This window comes from Streptomyces sp. SLBN-8D4 (genome assembly GCF_049739545.1).
In the GTDB taxonomy this organism is placed as follows: domain Bacteria; phylum Actinomycetota; class Actinomycetes; order Streptomycetales; family Streptomycetaceae; genus Streptomyces; species Streptomyces canus_C.
On sequence record NZ_JBMGQC010000001.1, the window covers coordinates 7,842,836 to 7,864,139 of the forward strand.

The 21,304-nt window shown below is 72.1% G+C and carries 19 protein-coding genes and 1 pseudogene; 16 read left to right on the plus strand and 4 right to left on the minus strand.

Features of this window, described 5'->3' with window-relative positions; translation table 11 throughout:
* The first annotated feature begins 9 nt into the window (after positions 1-9).
* From RKD20_RS35640 to RKD20_RS35650, 3 genes are read left to right on the plus strand one after another with little or no spacing between them, the layout of a single operon-like run.
* A complete protein-coding gene (locus RKD20_RS35640) occupies positions 10-1,383 on the plus strand; it encodes an aldehyde dehydrogenase family protein (protein WP_424881301.1) in 1,374 nt (457 codons plus the stop codon).
* Complete coding sequence (locus tag RKD20_RS35645; protein WP_020117675.1) at positions 1,380-2,180, plus strand: 3-oxoacyl-ACP reductase; 801 nt, start codon at positions 1,380-1,382, stop codon at positions 2,178-2,180. Before RKD20_RS35640 ends, RKD20_RS35645 begins: the two co-directional genes overlap by 4 nt.
* A 21-nt stretch (positions 2,181-2,201) precedes the next feature.
* Entirely contained in the window at positions 2,202-2,966 is a 765-nt protein-coding gene (locus tag RKD20_RS35650; RefSeq protein WP_424881302.1) for a DUF2510 domain-containing protein, read from the plus strand.
* Position 2,967: 1 nt separating this feature from the next.
* Here RKD20_RS35650 and RKD20_RS35655 read toward each other — a convergent pair whose 3' ends face one another.
* Positions 2,968-4,170: an amino acid deaminase/aldolase gene (locus RKD20_RS35655; RefSeq protein ID WP_424881303.1), complete on the minus strand. Its 1,203-nt coding sequence runs from the start codon at positions 4,168-4,170 to the stop codon at positions 2,968-2,970.
* Positions 4,171-5,619: 1,449 nt separating this feature from the next.
* On the opposite strand from RKD20_RS35655, the gene RKD20_RS35660 reads away from it, so the two are divergent.
* Entirely contained in the window at positions 5,620-6,423 is an 804-nt protein-coding gene (locus tag RKD20_RS35660) for a hypothetical protein (RefSeq protein WP_424883395.1), read from the plus strand.
* Positions 6,420-7,604 carry a type VII secretion-associated serine protease mycosin gene (gene mycP / locus RKD20_RS35665; protein WP_424881304.1) on the plus strand — a complete coding sequence of 395 codons (1,185 nt, stop codon included), beginning with the start codon at positions 6,420-6,422 and terminating at the stop codon, positions 7,602-7,604. Before RKD20_RS35660 ends, mycP begins: the two co-directional genes overlap by 4 nt.
* 15 nt (positions 7,605-7,619) lie before the next feature.
* Here the strand turns inward: mycP and RKD20_RS35670 are convergent, their stop codons facing one another.
* Positions 7,620-8,615, minus strand: a complete 996-nt coding sequence (locus RKD20_RS35670) for a serine hydrolase (protein ID WP_424881305.1) — start codon at positions 8,613-8,615, stop codon at positions 7,620-7,622.
* 150 nt (positions 8,616-8,765) lie between these two features.
* On the opposite strand from RKD20_RS35670, the gene RKD20_RS35675 reads away from it, so the two are divergent.
* Positions 8,766-9,497, plus strand: a complete 732-nt coding sequence (locus tag RKD20_RS35675) for an SseB family protein (protein WP_424881306.1) — start codon at positions 8,766-8,768, stop codon at positions 9,495-9,497.
* Position 9,498: 1 nt separating this feature from the next.
* On the opposite strand, the gene RKD20_RS35680 is transcribed toward RKD20_RS35675, so the two are convergent.
* Positions 9,499-9,864, minus strand: a complete 366-nt coding sequence (locus RKD20_RS35680) for a DUF1844 domain-containing protein (protein WP_020117667.1) — start codon at positions 9,862-9,864, stop codon at positions 9,499-9,501.
* Between the two features lie 345 nt (positions 9,865-10,209).
* Between RKD20_RS35680 and infC the strand changes: the two are divergent.
* From infC to RKD20_RS35730, 10 genes and pseudogenes are all read left to right on the plus strand, one after another.
* Positions 10,210-10,912 (plus strand): annotated as a pseudogene (gene infC / locus RKD20_RS35685) (translation initiation factor IF-3).
* Positions 10,913-11,021: 109 nt separating this feature from the next.
* Positions 11,022-11,216, plus strand: coding sequence for a 50S ribosomal protein L35 (rpmI, locus tag RKD20_RS35690; RefSeq protein ID WP_003977225.1), 195 nt, complete (start codon positions 11,022-11,024; stop codon positions 11,214-11,216).
* Between the two features lie 97 nt (positions 11,217-11,313).
* On the plus strand, positions 11,314-11,697 hold the full coding sequence (gene rplT, locus RKD20_RS35695) for a 50S ribosomal protein L20 (protein ID WP_424881307.1): 384 nt from the start codon (positions 11,314-11,316) through the stop codon (positions 11,695-11,697).
* Between the two features lie 105 nt (positions 11,698-11,802).
* Positions 11,803-12,654, plus strand: a complete 852-nt coding sequence (locus tag RKD20_RS35700; RefSeq protein ID WP_424881308.1) for a TrmH family RNA methyltransferase — start codon at positions 11,803-11,805, stop codon at positions 12,652-12,654.
* A 49-nt stretch (positions 12,655-12,703) separates the two neighbouring features.
* Positions 12,704-13,822, plus strand: a complete 1,119-nt coding sequence (locus tag RKD20_RS35705) for an ATP-binding protein (RefSeq protein ID WP_424881309.1) — start codon at positions 12,704-12,706, stop codon at positions 13,820-13,822.
* A 142-nt stretch (positions 13,823-13,964) separates the two neighbouring features.
* Positions 13,965-15,086, plus strand: a complete 1,122-nt coding sequence (pheS, locus tag RKD20_RS35710; protein ID WP_424881310.1) for a phenylalanine--tRNA ligase subunit alpha — start codon at positions 13,965-13,967, stop codon at positions 15,084-15,086.
* The gene (gene pheT / locus RKD20_RS35715; protein WP_424881311.1) at positions 15,086-17,584 is read left to right on the plus strand and encodes a phenylalanine--tRNA ligase subunit beta; all 2,499 of its coding nucleotides are present in this window, start codon (positions 15,086-15,088) and stop codon (positions 17,582-17,584) included. Before pheS ends, pheT begins: the two co-directional genes overlap by 1 nt.
* 174 nt (positions 17,585-17,758) lie before the next feature.
* Positions 17,759-18,805: a PP2C family protein-serine/threonine phosphatase gene (locus tag RKD20_RS35720; RefSeq protein ID WP_424881312.1), complete on the plus strand. Its 1,047-nt coding sequence runs from the start codon at positions 17,759-17,761 to the stop codon at positions 18,803-18,805.
* A gap of 201 nt (positions 18,806-19,006) precedes the next feature.
* Entirely contained in the window at positions 19,007-20,347 is a 1,341-nt protein-coding gene (locus RKD20_RS35725; protein WP_424881313.1) for a transcriptional regulator, read from the plus strand.
* A gap of 75 nt (positions 20,348-20,422) precedes the next feature.
* Positions 20,423-20,968, plus strand: a complete 546-nt coding sequence (locus tag RKD20_RS35730) for an NUDIX hydrolase (RefSeq protein ID WP_424881314.1) — start codon at positions 20,423-20,425, stop codon at positions 20,966-20,968.
* 25 nt (positions 20,969-20,993) lie between these two features.
* Here the strand turns inward: RKD20_RS35730 and RKD20_RS35735 are convergent, their stop codons facing one another.
* Positions 20,994-21,251: a hypothetical protein gene (locus RKD20_RS35735; protein WP_424881315.1), complete on the minus strand. Its 258-nt coding sequence runs from the start codon at positions 21,249-21,251 to the stop codon at positions 20,994-20,996.
* Positions 21,252-21,304: the final 53 nt, after the last annotated feature.

Genomic DNA, 21,304 nt, shown 5'->3' on the forward strand with positions numbered 1-21,304 from the left:
GGTACTTCGTTGTCGTACGAGCATGAACTGACCGTCCTCAACCCGGCCACCGAAGAGGTCGTCGCCACCGTCCCCGCAGCCACCGCGGCCGACGTGGACGCGGCGGTCGCCCGCGCGTCGAAGGCGCAGGAACGCTGGGCGTCCGTCGCACCGGCCGACCGGGCACGGCTGCTGCGCCGGTTCGCCGACGTGGTCGACCGACACGTCGAGGAACTGGCCCGGTTGGAGGTCCGGGAAGCCGGTCACCTCCTCGGCAACGCCCGCTGGGAGGCCGGCAACGTCCGTGACCTGCTCGCCTATGCGGCGGGCGGGGTGGAGCGGCTGAACGGCCGCCAGATCCCGGTCCCCGGCGGCCTCGACGTCACCATTCTCGAACCCCTCGGCGTGGTCGGCGTCATCGCGCCCTGGAACTTCCCCATGCCGATCGCCGCCTGGGGTACGGCACCCGCGCTCGCCGCCGGGAACGCGGTCGTCCTCAAGCCCGCCGAGACGACCCCGCTGACCGCCCTGCGGCTCGCCGAACTCGCCCTGGACGCGGGGCTGCCGGAGGGCCTGTTCCAGGTGCTGCCGGGCCACGGCCCGGTCGCGGGCACCGCCCTCGTCGAGCACCCCGGCGTCGCGAAGATCGTCTTCACCGGCTCCACCCGCACCGGCCGTGACGTCATGGAGCGCTGCGCCCGCCAGGTCAAGCCCGTCACCCTCGAACTGGGCGGCAAGAGCCCCAACATCGTCTTCGCGGACGCCGACCTGAAGACGGCCGTCGACCCCTTCTCCTTCCTCGACAACTCCGGCCAGGACTGCTGCGCCCGCACCCGGATCCTGGTCCAGGAGTCGGTGTACGACGAGGTCCGTGACCTGCTCGCCGACGCCGTCGCCTCCGTGGTCGTGGGCGACCCGGCCGACGAGAAGACCCAGATGGGCCCGCTGATCTCGCGTCAGCAACTGGACCGGGTGCGGCGGTTGGTGCCCTCGGACGCGCCCGGTCTGCGCGGGAGCGCGCCCGACGGGCCCGGCTTCTGGTTCGCGCCGACCGTCCTCACCGGCGAGGCCCCCGACTCGGAGGCCGCCCGCGAGGAGATCTTCGGCCCGGTCGCCGTTCTGCTGCCCTTCACCGACGAACAGGACGCGATCCGGCTCGCCAACGACACCCCGTACGGCCTCTCCGGCTCCCTCTGGACCCGCGACATCGGCCGCGCGCTGCGTCTGTCCAAGGCCGTCAAGGCGGGCAACCTGTCCGTCAACTCCCACTCCAGCGTCCGCTACTGGACCCCCTTCGGCGGCTACAAGCAGTCCGGACTCGGCCGGGAACTCGGCCCGGACGCCCTGACCGCCTTCACCGAGACCAAGAACGTCTTCATCAGCACGGAAGGCCCCGCCCAGTGACCTCTTCGACCTCTGCGACCGACCCGATCGTGTGCCGCCGCCTCGTCGGCCGTACGGCCGTCATCACCGGAGCCGGCAGCGGCATCGGCCTCGCCACCGCCCGCCGGCTCGCCTCCGAGGGCGCCCACGTCGTCTGCGCCGACGTCGACGAGACCCGCGGCAAGGCCGCCGCCGACGAGGTCGGCGGGCTCTTCGTCAAGGTCGACGTCACCGACCCCGAGCAGGTCGAGGCCCTGTTCAGGACGGCGTACGACACCTACGGCAGCGTCGACGTCGCCTTCAACAACGCGGGTATCTCCCCGCCCGACGACGACTCCATCCTGGAGACCGGGCTGGAGGCATGGAAGCGCGTCCAGGAGGTCAACCTGACCTCCGTCTACCTGTGCTGCAAGGCCGCGATCCCCTACATGCGGCGGCAGGGCAAGGGGTCCATCATCAACACCGCGTCCTTCGTGGCGAGGATGGGCGCGGCCACCTCCCAGATCTCGTACACCGCCTCCAAGGGCGGCGTGCTCGCCATGTCCCGTGAACTGGGCGTGCAGTTCGCACGGGAGGGCATCCGCGTGAACGCCCTGTGCCCGGGCCCGGTCAACACCCCGCTGCTCCAGGAGCTGTTCGCCAAGGACCCCGAGCGGGCCGCGCGGCGCCTGGTGCACATTCCGGTCGGCCGGTTCGCCGAGGCCGAGGAGATCGCCGCCGCCGTCGCCTTCCTGGCCAGCGACGACTCCTCGTTCGTCAACGCCAGCGACTTCCTCGTGGACGGCGGGATCTCGGGGGCGTACGTCACACCGATGTAGGGGTCGTCCTACAGTGCGTCGATGAGCAGGACGCTCCCGCCCGGCTGGTACCCGGACCCCGACGCTCCGCTGCTGGAGCGCCGGTGGGACGGGACGGCCTGGACGGACCACCGGCGCGCCCCCGAGGCCCCCGGCCCGCCACGGGCGGCCGGCCGGGCCGCGGGGCGCGCCAGGGCCGTCGCCCTCACGGCCTGCGGGACCGCCCTCGTCGCCGCGCTCGTCAGCGGGGCGTTCGCCCTCGCCCGGGGCGACGGGGACGACGTGGTGGCGGACACGGCACCGACGGTCGAGAGCCCGACGCCCACCACCGCCTCCCCGGCCCCGGCCCCGTCCCGCCTGGTCGACGAACTCGACGGCATCAGCCTGCCGTTGCCGGACGGCTGGGTCCCCTCGAAGTACGTCACCCGCGACCACGTCGTGATGACCACCGACGGCGGCAGGGTCTTCACCCGCACGCTGCCAGCCGGCTCCGCGAGAGCCCCGGCGGCCCTCGCCCAGCAGGACATACCGCAGGCCGCCGACACGTCCTACGGGCGCATCCGCAGCCACCGGCTCGTCAGGTCGGAGCGCGTCGCCGTCGCCGGAGGCACCGGATACCTGGTGCGCTGGCGCGTGAAGACGGCCCGGGGGCCCGGTGCCTACGTCCAGTCGCTGGCCCTCACCCCGGCCCGCGGCGGACCCTCCGACGCCCTCGTCGTCCGCTTCGCCTTCGACGCGGGGCCTGACGGGCCGCCGCTCGCCGACATGGACCGCATCACCGAGGGGATCCGGTCCGTGGACCGTTGACCTAGAGGAACGTGTGGCCTTCCCCGCGGTACGTCGGCACGGTCGCCGTCACCGCGTCCCCCTCGATCAGGTGCAGCCGCTCGAACCGCTCGCACAGTTCACCGGCCTTGGCGTGCCGGAACCACACCTTGTCGCCGAGCAGCAGGTCGTCGGCGGGGGCGCCGAGCAGCGGGGTCTGCACCTCGCCGGGCCCCTCCTGCGGGTCGTACTTCAGTCCCTCCGGCAGATACGGCACCGGCAGCCGGTCGGGCCCTGCCGCGCCGGAGGCCGGGTAGCCGCCGCCGAGGACCGTCACCACGCCGACCCCCGGCCTGCGCACGACGGGCTGGGCGAAGAGCGCGGCCGGACGCCCGCTGAAAGACGTGTAGTTGTCGAACAGCCTCGGCACGTACAGCCCCGACCCCGCGCCGATCTCCGTGACGGCGTCCTCCGCGGCGGTGTGCTGCACACTGCCCGTGCCACCGCCGTTGACGAACTCCAGGTCCGGTACGACGGCCCGCACCGCGCCCACGACGGCGGCGCGGCGCTCGGCCAGCTCCCGGCGGGCGGTGGCCTGCATCAGCCGGACGGCCCGGGAACGCAGCGGGCGTCCGGCGACGGAGTCCCCGACACCGGCGATGTGCCCCTCGTAGGCCATGATCCCCACGACCTTGAACCCGGGGCGCCGGGTCACCGCGCGGGCCATGTCGGCGACCTGGGCGGGGGAGTGCAGCGGCGAACGGCGGGCACCGACCCGGACCCGGCCGCCGAGGAGCTTCAGCGAGGTGTCCAACTCCAGGCAGACCCGGATCACTTCGGTGCCGCCCGCGCGGGCACCGTCGATGAAGGCGAGCTGCGCGGGGTCGTCGACCATCACCGTCACGGCGGCGGCGAGCTTGGGATCGGCGGCGAGTTCGGCGTACCCGGAGCGGTCGGCGGAGGGGTAGGCGAGCAGGATGTCGTCGAAACCGCTCCGGGCCAGCCACAGGGACTCGGCGAGGGTGAACGACATGATGCCCGCGAAGCCGTCCTTCGCCAGGACACGTTCGAGCAGGGCCCGGCACCGCACGGACTTGCTGGCGACGCGGATGGGTTTGCCCGCCGCCCGGCGGACGAGATCGTCCGCGTTGGCGTCGAAGGCGTCCAGGTCCACGATCGCGACGGGGGCGTCGAGATGGGCGGTGGCCCGGTCGTAACGGGCCCGGTCGGCGGCGCGTGCAGTCATGAACGAAGCCTGCCAGACAGGATTACCGCAGGGTAGGGGGACGTTCCGGGCAGATGCCCCCGGCCCGGCGGACTGGTTCCCGTTCGCCCAGGAACAACCCGTAGAGTGACGCGCACGCACGCAGGGCCGTTCGCCCCCCGTCGCCGCCGCGCCGGGATGCCGGCCCTTCCGTGCGGGTATGCGTGCCCGGACGGCGGTCTTCCACACCGACGACTCCGGCGAGGGCCCGCGCACGACCGAACGGCCCGGACATGAGGAAACGGGGGGCGCATGAGCACGGAGGCACGCCGCGCCTCGATTCCTCCCCGCCCGACGACCCCACCGCGGCCGGCCCAGCCGCCGGCGACGGGCGAGGGCGGGCCCGGCTCCGCGTCCGAGGAGCCGGGACGACGCGAGGCCGGCGAGTCGGTCGAGCGAGCGATGGTCGACCCGGGCGGACGGATGAACGACGACTCCGGCTGGCAGGCGTTCGGCGAGCGGAACCGACGCAGCTCAGGGGCGGCGACGCGACCGACGTTCGGCGGGTTCGACTGGCAGGACCGGCCGGAGACGGACGGCCAGATGCCGGGCGACGCGCAGGGGGGCGGCGACTCCGGCCGACCGGTCTTCGGGAGTGCCGGTGCGGGCCGACAGGACCTCGGCGGTACGGCACCCCGTGAGCTCGGCGACATGAGCGCGGGACGGGAGTCCGGCGCGCCGGGCGGAGAGCCGTCCCGGGGATCGGCCGCCGCGGGACGGCCGCCGATACGCACGACGAACGGCACCGGCTCGGCTTCGACGCCGTCGCGCGACGAGTCACACGGCACGTCCGACTCCGGCAGGACCGACGGGGACGGTTCCGGCAACCGGGCCCCCTCGACGCCCGCGGACGGTGCACCTGCGCAGCGCCCGGGAGCCCCGTACCCCGGCAGCATCCCGCCCCCACCCCCGGCCTCGGCCCGCTTTCCCGACACCCCACCGGCCTCCGGCGGTGCGGACACCGCCGGTACCTCCGACTCGCCCTCCACGCACCCCCGCAGACCCGCCCCCGGCCCGATGCCGCCCGCCTCGGGTGCCCAGCCGCGCGGGACGGGCACCGGCGGTGCGTCCGTGCCGCCCCGGCCGAGGACTCGGCCCACCGTCCCCCCGCGTCGTACCGGCGCCCCCGCCGAGACCGCCTCGGAGACGACCTTCCGGATGCGGCCCGTTCCGACGGCCGGGGACGGCCGTACAGGGGCGGCGTCCGCGGCCCGGGCGGAGTCCGGCGGCACCGTCGTACCGCCCATGCCCGACGTCCGCCCCGGATTCCCGCCGCGCCCCACGCGTGAGGCGCCGCTCTCCGGTGCCCCGGGTACGCCTCCGGCGCCCACGACACCGCCGCGGACCGCATCCTTCACTCCCGACCCCGCTCTCTCCTGGAGCGCCGCCCCGCCCCCGCATGACGGAACACCCGGCAACGGGCGGCCTGTTGTGTCGTTCGGTGAGCCCGAGGTCGGTTACAAGGAGCGGTCGTGGGGAGTGCGGATCCCTCCCCGGATCGTCGCCGTGGCCGCGTGCGTCGTGCTCGGACTCGGGCTCATCGGCGGTGCCGTGACCGGGAGTTGGCTGATCGGGGGCTCCGGGGACGAAGGGCGCGGCGACACCTTCACCCAGGCCGGCGAGCTGTGGCACAGCGTGCCCGTCGACCAGTTGTTCCCGCCGACCGTGGACGGCCAGGGCGCCGGGCCCGGCGGGGCCGACCGCACCTGGACGCGGATCGCCGTCGCCCCGGACAGCGGCTGCAAGGACGCCTTCGACCCCCTGCTGCGCAAGGCCCTCGCCCCCGTCGGCTGCGAACGGCTCCTGCGCGCCACCTACACGGACGCCACCCAGAGCTACGTCACCACCGTCGGCCTCCTCTTCACCGACGCCGACGCCACCGCCATGCGCGACCTCGACGCCCGCTTCACCCGGGAGGGCCTGGGCTCCCGCACCGACCTGATGCCCCTCCCGTACGCCGCGAGGAACACCCTCGCGGCAGGGTTCGGCGCCGGGCAGCGGGCCTCCTGGACGATCTCCGTCCTCACCGACGCCCCCGTCGTCGCCTACGCCGTCTCCGGCTGGGCGGACGGCCGTGCGGTCGACACCCCGGAACCCGCCGAGAAGGCCATGGAGTCCGGCGACACCACCCCCGCCGCCCAGGCCGGCCTCGGCAACGAGGCCCAGGGCCTGGCCGACCGCGTCGAACGGGCCCTGCGCAAGACGGTCACCTCGCCCCCGGAGCAGTCCTCATGAGCGTCAGCACCCGCAGGGCAGGTCTCCTGAGCGTCCTCCTCGCCGCCTCCGTCGCCCTCGTCCCGCCCACCGCCGCGCACGCCGACGGCATCCGAGCCAAGCAGTGGGCCCTGGACGCCATGCACACCCAGCAGGCCTGGCAGACCACCAAGGGCGCCGGCGTCACCGTCGCCGTCCTGGACACCGGCGTCGAGAACGACCACCCCGACCTCGTCGGCAACGTCCTCACCGGCAAGGACATGATCGGCTTCGGCGCCACCCGGGGCGACCGCTCCTGGGCCCGGCACGGCACCGCCATGGCCGGCATCATCGCCGGTCACGGACACGGGGGCGGCAACGGCGACGGGGTCATGGGCATCGCCCCCGAGGCCAGGATCCTCCCCGTCCGCGTGATCCTGGAGGACGGCGACCCGGCCCGCGCCAAGGCCCGCAACACCCGCGGCAACGCCCTCGCCGAGGGCATCCGCTGGGCCGCCGACCACGGCGCCGACGTCATCAACCTCTCCCTCGGCGACGACTCCGCCTCCGCGCACCCCGAGGCCGGCGAGGACGACGCCGTCCAGTACGCCCTCAGGAAGGGCTCCGTCGTCGTCGCCTCGGCGGGCAACGGCGGCGAGAAGGGCGACCACATCTCCTACCCGGCCGCCTACCCGGGCGTCATCGCCGCGACCGCCGTCGACAAGTTCGGCACCCGCGCCTCCTTCTCCACCCGCCGCTGGTACGCCACGGTCGCGGCCCCCGGCGACGACGTGGTCATCGCCGACCCCGACCACAAGTACTACGAGGGGTGGGGGACCAGCGCCGCCTCCGCGTTCGTCTCGGGCGCGGCCGCCCTCGTCAAGGCCGCCCACCCCGACCTGACGCCCGCGCAGATCAAGCGCCTCCTGGAGGACACGGCCCGCAACGCCCCCGCAGGCGGCCGCGACGACTCCCGGGGCTTCGGCTTCGTCGACCCCGCGGCGGCGCTCAAGGCGGCGGACCGGCTGAAGCCGCAGGGCCTGCAGCCGGCCTCCTACGGCGAGAAGTACTTCGGCCCGGGCCCGGACACCGCCAAGTCGGAGGAGCACATGGCCAGTTGGGCGGCCCCGCTGGCGGGCGGCCTGGGCGTGGCCCTGCTGATCGCCGCGGTGTTCCTGTGGCGCGGCCGCCGCGGCCCCCGTCGGTCCTACGAGGGCTTCTGAGGCGGATCCGCAGCCTCAGCGAGCCGCCGCACTCGTGGCGTTCGCCGAGGCCGCCGCGGACGCGTCCTCGGCCGTGAACACCGACACCGCCGCCTTCGCCGCGGCCTCCACCAGCGAAATCCCCTTCGCCTGCGTGGAGTTGCCGTTCGACAGCACGGCCACCAGATACGTGTGGCCGTCCACCGACACCCGTCCGATGCTGTTGACGTCCCACAGCCCGGTCGTACTGCGCGGCAGCCACCCGTTCTTCAGAGCCCAGCCGGACCCGTCGGCCGCCGCCGACACCCCCCACCGCTGATCGGCCTCTATCCGCCCCATCAGTCCCTGAACGTACGACCGCGAGGCCTCGCTCAGCTTCGAGTCGTCCCCGAACACCTGCTGGAGCAGGATGAGTTGGTCGGCGGACGTCGTCGAGGTCAGCCCCCACAAGGCCCCGTCACCGCCCTGCGTACCGGTCAGCCCGAACGTCTTGTTGGCGGCGTCGAGCCCCGCGGCCCTCCCGATGGCGTCCCACAGCGCGGACGCCGAGGCGTTGTCGCTGTTCTCGATCATCGTCGCCGCGTACGCCCTCTCCCGCGCGCTCAACCGCGTGCCCGCCTCCTGGTGCCGCAGCAGCAGCGCCGCCAGGATGTCGACCTTCACGATGCTCGCCGTGTCGAAGGCGCCGTCGCCGTGGACCGCGCTGTCGCCCGACTCCAGGTCGAGCACCGCCGCCGAGACCCTCTGCTCGCCCGTCACGTCCACCGACGTCATGGCGTCGGCCAGCCGCTCGTCGAGATCCACCACGGGTTCCGCCACGGCCGCCTCCTCAGTCGCGGTCGCCGGCGAGGGCGCGACCGCCGGCGTCGCCGCCGACGATACGGCGCTGCTCCCGGAGTGCGCCTGCGCCTTCACGTACACCGTCCCGCCGGCCGTGACACCGACGACGGCGACGAAGGCGAGCGCGGTGTACGTCAACGGCCGTCGCGGGAACCTGCGGGCGCGGCGTCTGGCGGCTCTGGAGGACTCCATGGCGCCGATCGTCGGGCCGCCGACTGTGCGGGCCGTTAGACGGACGTTAGAGCTGTGTCAGCGAACTCTGAGAAACCCGTGAAAGCCGTCACGGGCACGTTTCCGGGCCCGCACAACCGCAACAGCAAGCCCCCTATAGGGTCGGTGACCGTGGCGAACAAGAACATTCCCGACTCCGGCTTCTCCGACGACGACGGCTCCGCCGACCCCCGGCTGAGCGCGGCGCTCGGCGCGTGGGCCGAGGACCGCGCCGCCGTGGGCCCCGTCCTGGAGGCCCTCAAGGGCGCCCGGCTGCTCGTCCCGGTGGTGGCCGTGCTCGGCGAGGTCGAGGAGGACGAGAACGGGCTGCGCCGCGAGAAGACCAGCGACATGGCCGTCCCGACGCTGAAGGCCGGCTCCCGGACCGCCCTGCCCGCCTTCACCTCCACCGAGTCCCTGGCCCGCTGGGACCCCGAGGCCCGCCCCGTCGCCGTACCCCTGCACCAGGCGCTGCAGGCCGCCGCGCACGAGAAGGCCGACACGGTCGTACTGGACCTGGCGGGCCCGGTGCCCTTCGAGCTGACCGGTCCCGCGCTGCTCGCGCTCGCCGAAGGCCGCGTGAACGCCGACCCGCTGGCCGACCCGGCCGTCATCGGGGCCGTACGGGACGCCGTGGCCGCCGAGCCCGCCGTGCTCCGCGCCCACCTCGGGCCGGGGCAGGCCGACGGCACCCTGGCCCTCGTGCTGGAGCCGTCCGCGACGCCCGCGGACGCCGCACGGGCCGTCGCCGAGCGCCTCGCCGCCGACGAGACACTGAGGGCCCGCCTGGTGCGCGGCCTCGACCTGGCAGTCCTGCCGGCCGGGGCCACACCGCCGGGCGAGCCCTTGTACGTACGGGGATGAGCTAGCCGTAGATCGGCCCGGTGTACTTCTCGCCGGGGCCGTGGCCCGGCTCGTCCGGGACCAGGGACGCCTCGCGGAAGGCCAGCTGGAGGGACTTCAGGCCGTCCCGCAGCGGGGCCGCGTGGAAGGAGCTGATCTCCGTCGCGCTGCCGTCCAGCAGGCCGGCGAGGGCGTGGATCAGCTTGCGGGCCTCGTCCAGGTCCTTGTACTTGTCCCCCTCCTCGGTCAGACCGAGCTTCACGGCGGCGGCGCTCATCAAATTGACGGCGACCGTCACGATCACCTCGACGGCGGGGACCTCGGCGATGTCGCGGGTCATCTCGTCGAAGCCGGGGGAGTCAGGAGACGCGGGAGGGGTGTCACTCATGCCCCACACGATAGGGCCCGGCGCCCGCCGGTTCGCACCACCCCCGGGTTGCTGCTAACCTTGTGTGACGACCGGCCGGACACACCTGTGTGTAAGTGTGACCGGCCCACAAGTGGAGGCTCCGATCTCCCACCCGACCGCCCTCCGGGACGGCGGGTCACCCCGGTCAGGCGGCCACCATCGTTCCGTACGGACGATGGAGTCGCCCGAAAGCGCGCCCCGCGGCATCGCGGCGGTGCTCCGGCAGTGTTTGGAGCCCCGTCTGTGATCGTCCGGGGCATTTTTTATGCTTCGGCGCGGTTAGGTCTGACGAAAATGACATACGCGGCTGTCCGCCAGACCGCCGTGTGGTGCTAACCGAGGAGGATCCATCAGCGCCGAGCCCCGCATCAACGACCGGATTCGCGTTCCAGAGGTGCGACTTGTCGGTCCCAGTGGCGAGCAGGTGGGCATCGTCCCCCTGGCCAAGGCACTGGAGCTTGCGCAGGAGTACGACCTGGACCTGGTCGAGGTGGCGGCGACCGCCCGTCCGCCTGTGTGCAAGCTCATGGACTACGGGAAGTTCAAGTACGAGTCGGCCATGAAGGCCCGTGAGGCGCGCAAGAACCAGGCGCACACGGTCATCAAGGAGATGAAGCTCCGGCCGAAGATCGACCCGCACGACTATGACACCAAGAAGGGTCACGTCGTCCGGTTCCTCAAGCAGGGCGACAAGGTCAAGATCACGATCATGTTCCGTGGTCGCGAGCAGTCCCGGCCCGAGCTGGGCTACCGACTGCTGCAGCGTCTCGCGGAGGACGTCCAGGACCTCGGGTTCATCGAGTCGAACCCGAAGCAGGACGGCCGAAACATGATCATGGTTCTCGGTCCGCACAAGAAGAAGACCGAGGCGATGGCCGAGGCCCGCCAGGCGCAGGAAGCCCGCAAGGCAGACGCGAAGGCCAACCCCGGCAAGTCGCAGAACGCCGCGGAGTCCGACGAGGACGAGACCGGCATCGAGACCGAGGCCGAGGTCGAGACCCCGGCAGAGGCTTCCGCCGAGGCGTGATCCCGGGGGACGCGAGTCCCCAGGACCCAACCGATACAAGAGCGACGCTCACAGTGCCCGGTTTCAGGACCGGGCACCGGAGCGCCACCGACGAGGAGAGAACGGCGCTATGCCGAAGAACAAGTCGCACAGCGGTGCCAGCAAGCGCTTCAAGATCACCGGCTCCGGCAAGGTGCTCCGCGAGCGCGCCGGCAAGCGCCACCTGCTCGAGCACAAGTCGTCCCGCGTGACGCGTCGCCTCACCGGCAACGCCGAGATGGCCCCGGGCGACGCCGCGAAGATCAAGAAGCTTCTCGGCAAGTGAGGCCGGGCGCCCAGCGCCTGAAGCACCTCTAGACCGGGACCCAATCGATACCGGGCCGTGTGAGTCCAACCACGGCCCCGCTACAAGGAGTTAACAAGTGGCACGCGTCAAGCGGGCAGTCAACGCCCACAAGAAGCGCCGGGCGATCCTCGAGGCGGCCTCCGGCTACCGCGGTCAGCGTTCGCGCCTGTACCGCAAGGCCAAGGAGCAGGTCACCCACTCGCTGGTCTACAACTACAACGACCGCAAGAAGCGCAAGGGCGACTTCCGTCAGCTGTGGATCCAGCGCATCAACGCCGCTGCCCGCGCCAACGGAATGACGTACAACCGCCTCATCCAGGGTCTGAAGGCCGCGAACATCGAGGTCGACCGCAAGATCCTGGCCGAGCTGGCCGTCAACGACGCGACCGCCTTCGCGGCGCTCGTCGAGGTCGCCCAGAAGGCGCTGCCGGCGGACGTGAACGCGCCCAAGGCCGCGTGACGTCGCACTTGGCCTAGGCCGACGTGACTGGATGGACCCGTGGGTTTCTGCCCGCGGGTCCGTTGCGTTGAGTGGTGCGGAAAATTGGTACCGAAGGTGAGTCGAATGCCCCCCGTCACCCCCGAGTTGATCTCCCCCCGTTCCCCCCGGGTCTCGGCCGCCCGGCGGCTCGCCCGGCGGAACTTCCGGGGCAAGGAGCGGCTCTTCCTCGCCGAGGGGCCGCAGGCCGTGCGCGAGGCCGCGGGACACGAGGACACCCTGGTCGAGCTGTTCGCCACCGTCGAGGCCGCGGAGCGGTACGCCGACATCGTGGGGGAGGCCCGGGCCGTCGGGGCCCGCGTGCACCTCGCCGCCGAGGACGTCATCGCCGACATCTCGACGACCGTCACCCCGCAGGGGCTCGTCGGGATCTGCCGGTTCCTCGACACCCCCTTCGAGGAGATCCTCGCCGCCCGGCCGAAGCTCGTCGCCGTGCTCGCGAACGTACGGGACCCCGGGAACGCCGGCACCGTCCTGCGCTGCGCCGACGCCGCCGGGGCCGAGGCCGTCGTACTGACCGACGCGTCCGTCGATCTCTACAACCCCAAGGCCGTACGCGCCTCGGTGGGCTCCCTCTTCCACCTCCCCGTCGCCGTGGGGGTGCCCGTGGAGGAGGCCGTCGAGGGACTCAGGCGGGCCGGTGTGCGTATTCTCGCCGCCGACGGGGCCGGTACCGACGACCTCGACGCCGAGCTCGACAAGGGCACCATGGGCGGGCCGACCGCCTGGGTCTTCGGCAACGAGGCCTGGGGGCTCCCGGAGGAGACCCGCGCACTCACGGACGCCGTGGTGCGCGTCCCGATCCACGGGAAGGCCGAGAGCCTGAACCTCGCCACCGCGGCCGCCGTATGTCTCTATGCGTCAGCCCGTGCACAGCGCGCCCCCGGAGGGTGCCGCTCCGTCACCGAGAACCAGTAGGGTGACCAGCTCGGGGGCCCCTCAGACGCCTGAGAGGTGGGGTGCGGGGATGAGTGTCGGCACGAGGAGCGCGCAAGGCGTGTCCGAGGCCTGCGCCGGTGGTCTCGCCGAGCTCGGCATCGATCCCGACCAGCTGCCCGACGGCTTGGTCGTCGCGGACGAGCAGGGCCGCGTGATCTGCTTCAACGCCGCCGCGGCCCGGATCACCGCCCTGCCCGCCGAGAACGCCCTCGGACAGCGACTGGAGAAGGCCCTTCCGTTAGAGGACCTGGAGGGGCGGCGCTGGTGGCAGCTGACCGATCCCTACGGCGGCCTCGCCATCCGCAGGCGACAGCCCGAGCGGAACCTGCTGCTGCCGGGCGGCCGTGAGGTCCTGGTCTCCACGCAGTACGTGCGCACCGAGCCCACCGGACCCGTCCATCGTGTCGTGGTCAGCCTGCGCGACACCGAGGCCCGCCGCCGCACCGAGCGCAGTCACGCCGAGCTGATCGCCACCGTCGCCCACGAGCTGCGCTCCCCGCTCACCTCCGTCAAGGGCTTCACCGCGACCCTCCTCGCCAAGTGGGAGAGGTTCACCGACGACCAGAAGCGCCTGATGCTGGAGACGGTCGACGCGGACGCCGACCGGGTCACCCGGCTCATCGCCGAGCTGCTCGACATCTCCCGCATCGACTCCGGGCGCCTGGAGGTCAGGCGCCAGCCCGTCGACATCGGCGCCGCCGTCGGACGCCACATCCAGGCCTACGTCGCCGCGGGCCTCGCCGCCGACCGGTTCCTGCTGCGCCTGGAGCAGCCGCTGCCCGCGCTGTGGGCCGACCCCGACAAGATCGACCAGGTGCTCAGCAACCTGCTCGAAAATGCGGTGCGGCACGGCGAGGGAACCGTCACGATTGACATCACGCCCACGGCGTCCCCCCGGGAGGGAGAGGACACCGGTACGTCGGTCACGGTGAGCGACGAGGGTCCCGGCATCCCGGAGGAGTCCATGAACCGCGTCTTCACCCGCTTCTGGCGGGGCAGCAAGCGCGGTGGCACCGGCCTCGGGCTCTACATCGTCAAGGGCATCGTCGAGGCCCACGGCGGCACCATCACGGTCGGCCGCGGCCCCCAGGGCGGCGCCGAGTTCCGATTTACGTTGCCCGTGAGCGCTCCGGCCTATCTGAGCTGAGTGCCCGCGGGCGCATTCGTACACCCCCACCCCGTTAGACTCGGCCTTTGGCACCTTTGTGTCCCATGGACGGCCCTCCGAAAGAGTCGGCGTGAGTCGGTGACGGGGACCTTCAGCCAGCCAATCGGAAGCACGGGAAGAGATGTCGGCACCGAACAAGTCGTACGACCCTGTAGAGGTCGAGGCCCTGAAACCGGAAGAGATCGAGCGCATGCGGGAAGAGGCGCTCGCCGCCTTCGCCGCAGCGGACTCCCTCGACGCGCTCCAGGAGGCCAAGGTCGCCCACACCGGGGGCGCCTCCCCGCTGGCCCTCGCCAACCGCGAGATCGGCGCCCTGCCCCCGCACGCCAAGGCCGCCGCCGGCAAGCTCGTCGGCCAGGCCCGGGGCGCGGTGAACAAGGCCCTCGCCGCCCGCCAGGCCGAACTGGAGGCCGAGCGCGACCAGCGTGTGCTGGTCGAGGAGGCGGTGGACGTCACCCTGCCGTACGACCGCGTACCGGCCGGCGCCCGCCACCCGCTCACCACGCTCTCCGAGCGCATCGAGGACGTCTTCGTGGCCATGGGCTACGAGGTCGCCGAGGGTCCGCAGGTCGAGGCCGAGTGGTTCAACTTCGACGCGCTCAACATCGGCCCGGACCACCCGGCCCGCGGCGAGCAGGACACCTTCTTCGTCGAGGGACCCCAGGGCGGCACCGAGTCCGGTGTCGTGCTGCGCACTCACACCTCGCCCGTGCAGATCCGCTCGCTGCTCAGCCGTGAGCTGCCGGTCTACGTGATCTGCCCCGGCGTCGTCTACCGCACCGACGAGCTGGACGCCACGCACACCCCGGTCTTCCGCCAGGTCGAGCTGCTGGCCGTCGACGAGGGCCTGACCATGGCCGACCTCAAGGGCACCATGGACCACATGGTCCAGGCCCTGTTCGGCGAGGGCATGAAGACCCGGCTGCGCCCGAACTTCTTCCCCTTCACCGAGCCGTCCGCCGAGATGGACATGGTGTGCTACGTCTGCCGCGGCGAGTCCGTCGGCAACCCCGACCGCCCCTGCCGTACCTGCTCCTCGGAGGGCTGGATCGAGCTGGGCGGCTGCGGGATGGTCAACCCCAAGGTGCTGACCGCGTGTGGCGTCGACCCGCAGAAGTACAGCGGCTTCGCCTTCGGGTTCGGCATCGAGCGGATGCTGATGTTCCGCCACAACGTCGAGGACATGCGAGACATGGTCGAGGGTGACGTCCGGTTCACCCGGCCGTTCGGGATGGAGATCTGATGCGGGTCCCGCTTTCTTGGCTGCGGGAGTACGTCGACCTGCCGGCGACCGAAACCGGCCGTGACGTCCAGGCCAAGCTCGTTTCCGCGGGTCTTGAGGTCGAGACCGTCGAGCACCTCGGCGCCGACCTCAAGGGCCCCCTGGTCGTCGGTCAGGTGCTGACCATCGAGGAGCTGGAGGGCTTCAAGAAGCCGATCCGTTTCTGCACGGTCGACGTCGGCCAGGCCAACGGCACCGGTGAGCCCCAGGAGATCGTCTGCGGCGCCCGGAACTTCGCGGTCGGCGACAAGGTCGTGGTCGTGCTCCCGGGTGCCACGCTGCCCGGCGGCTTCTCGATCTCCGCGCGCAAGACCTACGGCAAGACCTCGCACGGCATGATCTGCTCCGGCGAAGAGCTGGGCATGGGCGACGACGGCAGCCACGGCATCATCGTGCTGCCGCCGGAGACCGAGGTCGGCAAGGACGCCATCGAGCTCCTCGAACTGGTCGACGAGGTCCTGGACATCGCCGTCACGGCCAACCGCGGCGACTGCCTGTCCATCCGCGGTGTGGCCCGCGAGGCCGCCATCGCCTACGGCCTGCCGCTGCGCGACCCGGCGCTCCTCGACGTGCCGGGCCCGAACGCCTTCGGCTACCCGGTCCAGGTCTCCGACCCGTTCGGCTGCGACCGCTTCACCGCGCGCACCGTCACCGGTCTGAGCCCCGAGGCCCGCTCCCCGCTCTGGCTCCAGCGCCGGCTCCAGAAGGTCGGCATGCGCCCGATCTCGCTCGCCGTCGACGTCACCAACTACGTGATGATGGAGCTCGGCCAGCCGCTGCACGCCTACGACCGCACCCTGGTCCAGGGCGCCATCGGGGTGCGCCGCGCCGAGGAGGGCGAGCGGATCAAGACCCTCGACGGCGTCGAGCGGAAGCTGCACGCCGAGGACCTGGTCATCACGGACGAGCGCGGCCCGATCGGTCTCGCGGGTGTCATGGGCGGCGCCAACACCGAGATCGCCGACCACTCCGAAGCCGAGGGCACGACCGACGTCGTCATCGAGGCGGCCCACTTCGACGCGGTCTCCATCGCCCGTACGGCCCGTCGCCACAAGCTGTCCTCCGAGGCGTCCCGGCGCTTCGAGCGCGGTGTCGACCCGCAGGCCGCTGCCGCTGCCGCGCAGCGCACGGTCGACCTGCTGGTGCTGCTCGCGGGCGGCACCGCCGAGGCCGGTGTCACCGAGGTCGTCGCCCCGTCCGCCCCGCACACCATCAGCGTCCCGGCGGACCACCCCGACAAGGTCGCGGGTGTCTCCTACGGCCGCGAGACCGTCGTACGGCGTCTCCAGGAGGTCGGCTGCGACGTGTACGGGCAGGACGAGCTGATCGTCACCGTGCCGTCCTGGCGTCCCGACCTCCGGGAGATCAACGACCTGGCCGAAGAGGTCATCCGTCTGGAGGGCTACGAGAACCTGCCCTCCACGCTGCCCAGGCCGCCGGCCGGGCGTGGCCTGACCCACCGCCAGCGGCTGCACCGCAGGGTCGGGCGGGTGCTGGCCGGTGCCGGGTACGTCGAGGCGCCGAACTACCCCTTCGTGAGCGAGCAGGTCTTCGACCAGCTCGGCCTGGAGGCCGACGACCCGGCCCGCCGTGTCGTGAAGCTGACGAACCCGCTCAACGACGAGGAGCCCGCGCTCCGTACGTCCCTGCTGCCGGGTCTGCTCGGTGCGCTGCGACGCAACGACGGGCGGGGCACGCACGACCTGGCGCTGTTCGAGACCGGCCTGGTCTTCCTGCCGCGCTCGGAGCAGCGGGTCGCCGCGGTGCTGCCGGTCGACCGGCGTCCCACGGACGCCGAGATCGCCGAGCTGGACGCCGCGCTGCCGGAGCAGCCGCGGCACGTGGCCGTGGTGCTCGCCGGGGCGCGCGAGCAGGCCGGCTGGTGGGGCAAGGGCCGTCCGGCGGACTGGGCCGACGCGGTCGAGGCCGGTCGCCTGGTCGCGCGTGAGGCCGGGGTCGAACCGGTCGTGCGGGGCGGTCAGTACGGGCCGTGGCACCCCGGGCGCTGTGCCGAGTTCGTGATCGGCGACACCGTCGTCGGCCGTGCCGGTGAGCTGCACCCGCGCGTCGTGAAGGCGTTCGGGCTGCCCGCCCGCACCTGTGCGATGGAACTGGACCTGGACGCCCTGGAGGCGGCAGGCGACGACACCCCGCAGGCGCCGAACATCTCCACGTTCCCGGTGGCCACGCAGGATGTCGCCCTGGTCGTCGACAAGTTCGTGCCGCACGCCGAGGTCGAGGCCGCGCTGCGTGATGGTGCGGGCGAACTCCTCGAGGGCATCCGCCTGTTCGACGTGTACGAGAACGAGGAGCAGCTGGGTGACGGGCGGAAGTCGCTGGCGTACGCGTTGCGCTTCCGTGCGGGTGACCGGACGCTGACCGTGGACGAGGCCTCCGCGGCTCGGGACGCGGCGGTCGCCCTTGCGGGCGAGCGGACCGGGGCGGTGCTGAGGGCCTAGTCGCCCTGGGGGTGTGGGGCTGCGCCCGCACACCCCCATATCCGGTCACTTCACTCGATAGGGTGAGTTCTCCCGGCGATCTGGCCCTTTTGGCCCATGCGCTCGACAGAATCGGACCGGCCTTTCGAGGTCGGTCCGATCGCGTGTGCAGGGCCTAGTTGGGGGGCCATCGGCATGATGTCCATCAAGGCTGCGGTCCCCCGGGAGGGGTCGCTGCGCCGTGTCCTCTCGATGGGGCTCCCCACCATGTGGGGTGCCGTCGCGATCACGTACAAGCTGACCTGCCCGCTCGCGCAGCAGAACGGCCTGGGCGCGCGGGTCGCGACCAGTGCCGTGTTCTTCGCGGTGGGCACCGGGCTGATCATCCATGTCAGGCGCGCCCTGCTGCGGGAACTCCGGCAGGCCCGTCAGGTCGCGGGCGCCGCCCAGAGCGTGCTGCTGCGGCCGTTGCCCCCGCGGATCGACGGGCTCAGCGTGGCCGCGGCACAGATGTCCGCCGACCGGGGCGCCACCATCGGCGGCGACCTGTACGAGGCCGTCGCCACCGACTACGGCGTGCGTGTGATCATGGGCGATGTCCGCGGCCACGGCCTCGCCGCCATCGGTACGGCCGCCGCGGTCCTCGGCAGCTTCCGCGAGGCCGTCCACGACGAGCCCGAACTCGGGGGAGTGCTGCGCAGACTGGACCGCGCGCTCGCCCGTCACCTGCGCGAGCGCGCCGAACGGGACGGCACGGCCGCGGAGGAGTTCGTCACCGTACTGCTGCTGGAGATCGGCGAGGACGGCGAGCTGCGCGCACTGAACTGCGGTCACCCGTGGCCCTACTTGCTCAGCGGGTCAGTGGTCGAGCCGCTCTCCTGTGAGGAACCGCTGCCACCGCTCGGGCCGTTCCCGCTGCCGGGCGACCTGTCCGGGGCACAGTGCGGCCACCTGCTGCCGGGCGAGACCCTGGTCCTGCACACAGACGGCGCCGAAGACGCCAGGGACGCTCATGGCCGGTTCTTTCCTCTGCGCGCAGCCCTTCAGAAGGCCGTGCACACCACACCCCAGGCTGCCCTTGGCACGGTTTTCACCGAGCTGCTGAACCACACGGGTGGCACACCCAAGGACGACGTGGCCTTACTGGTACTGAGAAACGACCGTCAACTGCAGCCCACCCAAGGGGCGCGGGGAACTGCGCGACCAGCCACCACGGGGCCGCAGCCGACAACGCACCTCTGACCGGTTCAGCCGCCGGCCAGGCCACCGCACTGTACGAGGGGGAGCCGGCGGCCCGACCGGCCTCTTGCGAGGCATTTCAGTCAACCGGGTGGAAACTCTCCGCAACAGTGCGCACACCCTGCGGATTCGAGCACTCCGTTCACACCCCGTGTGAAGACGCACCCACTAATCTGACGGCACCGAGCCATCCGGGGGGCACCGATGCAGCCCAACACTCTGCTCGACGCGATCCTTGACGAAGCCGGGATCTCGCACGCCGGGCTTGCCGCACATGTGAACCAGGCCGGGAGGGCGCGCGGCCTCGCGCTCAGGTACGAACACACCGCCGTGGCACGGTGGTTGAAGGGCCAGCGCCCGCGCGGCCAGGTGCCCGACCTGATCTGCGAGGTGCTCGCGCACCGGCTCCGGCGTCCCGTCACCCTCGACGACATCGGCCTCGGCGTGCCCGGCGAACCGTCCGCCCCGCACGGCACCTCCCTGTCCGGCTTCGTCGAGCGGGCCACCGCCCTGTGGCGCTCCGACGAACAGCAGCGCCCGCACATCCTGGGCGCCCCCGCGGTCACCGGCACGCCCGCCGTCATGCCCGTATGGGAGTGGGAGAACCCGCCCGAGGACGTCGACGTCTCCCGCGGTGGCCGGCACCGGGTCACCCACGCCGACATCGAGATGCTCCGCGCCGCCCGCACCCATTACGAGCAGATGTACCGCAAGGCCGGCGGTGTAGCGACCCGCACCCGGATCGTCGGCTTCCTCAACGCCGAGGCCGCCCCGCTGCTGCGCGGCAGTTACACCGACGAGACGGGCCGCCAACTGCACCGCGCCACCGGTGGCCTGGTCGCGGTCGCCGGCATCTGCGCCTACGACTCCGACGCGCACGGTCTGGCCCAGCGCTACTTCCACCAGGCCCTCAGGCTCGCCAAGGCCAGCGGCGACCGGGGCCTTGGCGCATACGTCATCGCGCTGCTGGTCAACCAGTCCCTGTTCATGCGGGAGTACCGCCAGGCCGTCGCCTTCGCCGAGGCCGCGCTCCGGGCCGCCGGCAAGCACATCACCCCCGCGCTCGCCTGCGACCTCTACGCGATGCAGGCCAAGGCGTACGCCCACCTAGGCGACGGCGCGACCGCGCTGTCCTGCATCCGGCGGGCCGAGCAGGCCGCCGAACGCATCCGGCGCGGATACGAACCGGACGAGACCGGCTATGTCCAGCCGGGCCTCGTCAACGTCCAGGTGGCGGAGGCACTCCTCAGCCTCGGCGAACTCGCGGCGGCGGCCGCGCACGCGGCGGCCGCCGTCGACAACCCGGCCCACGACCGGGGCCGGGTGCACCGGCTCGCCATGCTCAGCACGATCGAGCTGCGTCAGGGCAACACCGACAAAGCGGTGGCCACCGCCGTGCAGATGGCGGAACAGGCCCGGGGAATGGAGTCCCAGCGCCTGCGCGACAGGCTCAGAGCGGTGCGCGAACACCTGGTCCGGAGCGGCTGCGCGGGTACCTCCGCGGCGGCCGAACTGATCGACGGCGCACTGCGCGTGCCCCTGTAGGCCGGCACACGGACGCCGACACCTCACAGTCCCTGCTGCGATATTGCCACTTACTCGACGGAAGGTGGCAGAACCGTGCAGTGGACGAAACAGAACGAACAAACTGTGTATGAAAACCGCTGGTTCAGCGTCAATCTCGCCGATGTCGAGCTGCCGGACGGCCGGCATCTCGACCACTTCCTGATACGGCTGCGGCCCGTCGCCGTCGCCACGGTGGTGAACGAGGCCAACGAGGTCCTGCTGCTGTGGCGCCACCGCTTCATCACCGACAGCTGGGGCTGGGAACTCGCCGCGGGGGTGGTCGAGGACGGCGAGGACATCGCCGTCGCGGCCGCCAGGGAACTCGAGGAAGAGACCGGCTGGCGACCGGGGCCGCTCCAGCACCTCATGAGCGTGGAGCCCTCCAACGGGCTCACCGACGCCCGGCACCACATCTACTGGGCCGACGAGGGCGAGTACATCGGGCACCCCGTGGACGACTTCGAGTCCGACCGCCGGGAATGGGTCCCCCTGAAACTCGTCCCCGACATGGTCGCCCGCGGGGAGGTCCCGGCCGCCAACATGGCAGCCGCGTTACTCCTGTTGCATCATCTGAGGCTCGGTCAGGACACCTGGCCCTGATCCCCCGCCCGGTTGTCCCGAAGCCTCAGTGACCGAGGGCCTGCCAGATCGCCACGACGAGCGCGCCCGCGGCGGTGATCGCCGAGATCGCGGGAAGCGGCCAGCGGGCGTGCTCCAGGGCGATGATGCGTGCGCTCAGCTCGTCGATCTCCTTGTCCGTCTCCTCCGTACGGTGACTGAGCAGAGCGAGACCTCCCTCGACACGTGCGTACGCGACATCGAGGCGGCGTCGTAACTCTGCGAGTTCTCCATGGACCACGGGATGCTCCGGGTCGGCGGTCACGGGTCCGCTCCTTTCCGTAGTCGTCACATCCCTTGCATGCGCATGAAGAGTCA

Bases quoted from the DNA above. Each gene is read 5' to 3' on its own strand.
- RKD20_RS35650 (WP_424881302.1), top strand. From the start codon at position 2,202: ATGAGCAGGACGCTCCCGCCCGGCTGGTACCCGGACCCCGACGCTCCG.
- RKD20_RS35655 (WP_424881303.1), bottom strand. From the start codon at position 4,170: ATGACTGCACGCGCCGCCGACCGGGCCCGTTACGACCGGGCCACCGCC.
- mycP (WP_424881304.1), top strand. From the start codon at position 6,420: ATGAGCGTCAGCACCCGCAGGGCAGGTCTCCTGAGCGTCCTCCTCGCC.
- RKD20_RS35670 (WP_424881305.1), bottom strand. From the start codon at position 8,615: ATGGAGTCCTCCAGAGCCGCCAGACGCCGCGCCCGCAGGTTCCCGCGA.
- RKD20_RS35680 (WP_020117667.1), bottom strand. From the start codon at position 9,864: ATGAGTGACACCCCTCCCGCGTCTCCTGACTCCCCCGGCTTCGACGAG.
- rpmI (WP_003977225.1), top strand. From the start codon at position 11,022: ATGCCGAAGAACAAGTCGCACAGCGGTGCCAGCAAGCGCTTCAAGATC.
- RKD20_RS35700 (WP_424881308.1), top strand. From the start codon at position 11,803: ATGCCCCCCGTCACCCCCGAGTTGATCTCCCCCCGTTCCCCCCGGGTC.
- RKD20_RS35705 (WP_424881309.1), top strand. From the start codon at position 12,704: ATGAGTGTCGGCACGAGGAGCGCGCAAGGCGTGTCCGAGGCCTGCGCC.
- pheS (WP_424881310.1), top strand. From the start codon at position 13,965: ATGTCGGCACCGAACAAGTCGTACGACCCTGTAGAGGTCGAGGCCCTG.
- pheT (WP_424881311.1), top strand. From the start codon at position 15,086: ATGCGGGTCCCGCTTTCTTGGCTGCGGGAGTACGTCGACCTGCCGGCG.
- RKD20_RS35720 (WP_424881312.1), top strand. From the start codon at position 17,759: ATGATGTCCATCAAGGCTGCGGTCCCCCGGGAGGGGTCGCTGCGCCGT.
- RKD20_RS35725 (WP_424881313.1), top strand. From the start codon at position 19,007: ATGCAGCCCAACACTCTGCTCGACGCGATCCTTGACGAAGCCGGGATC.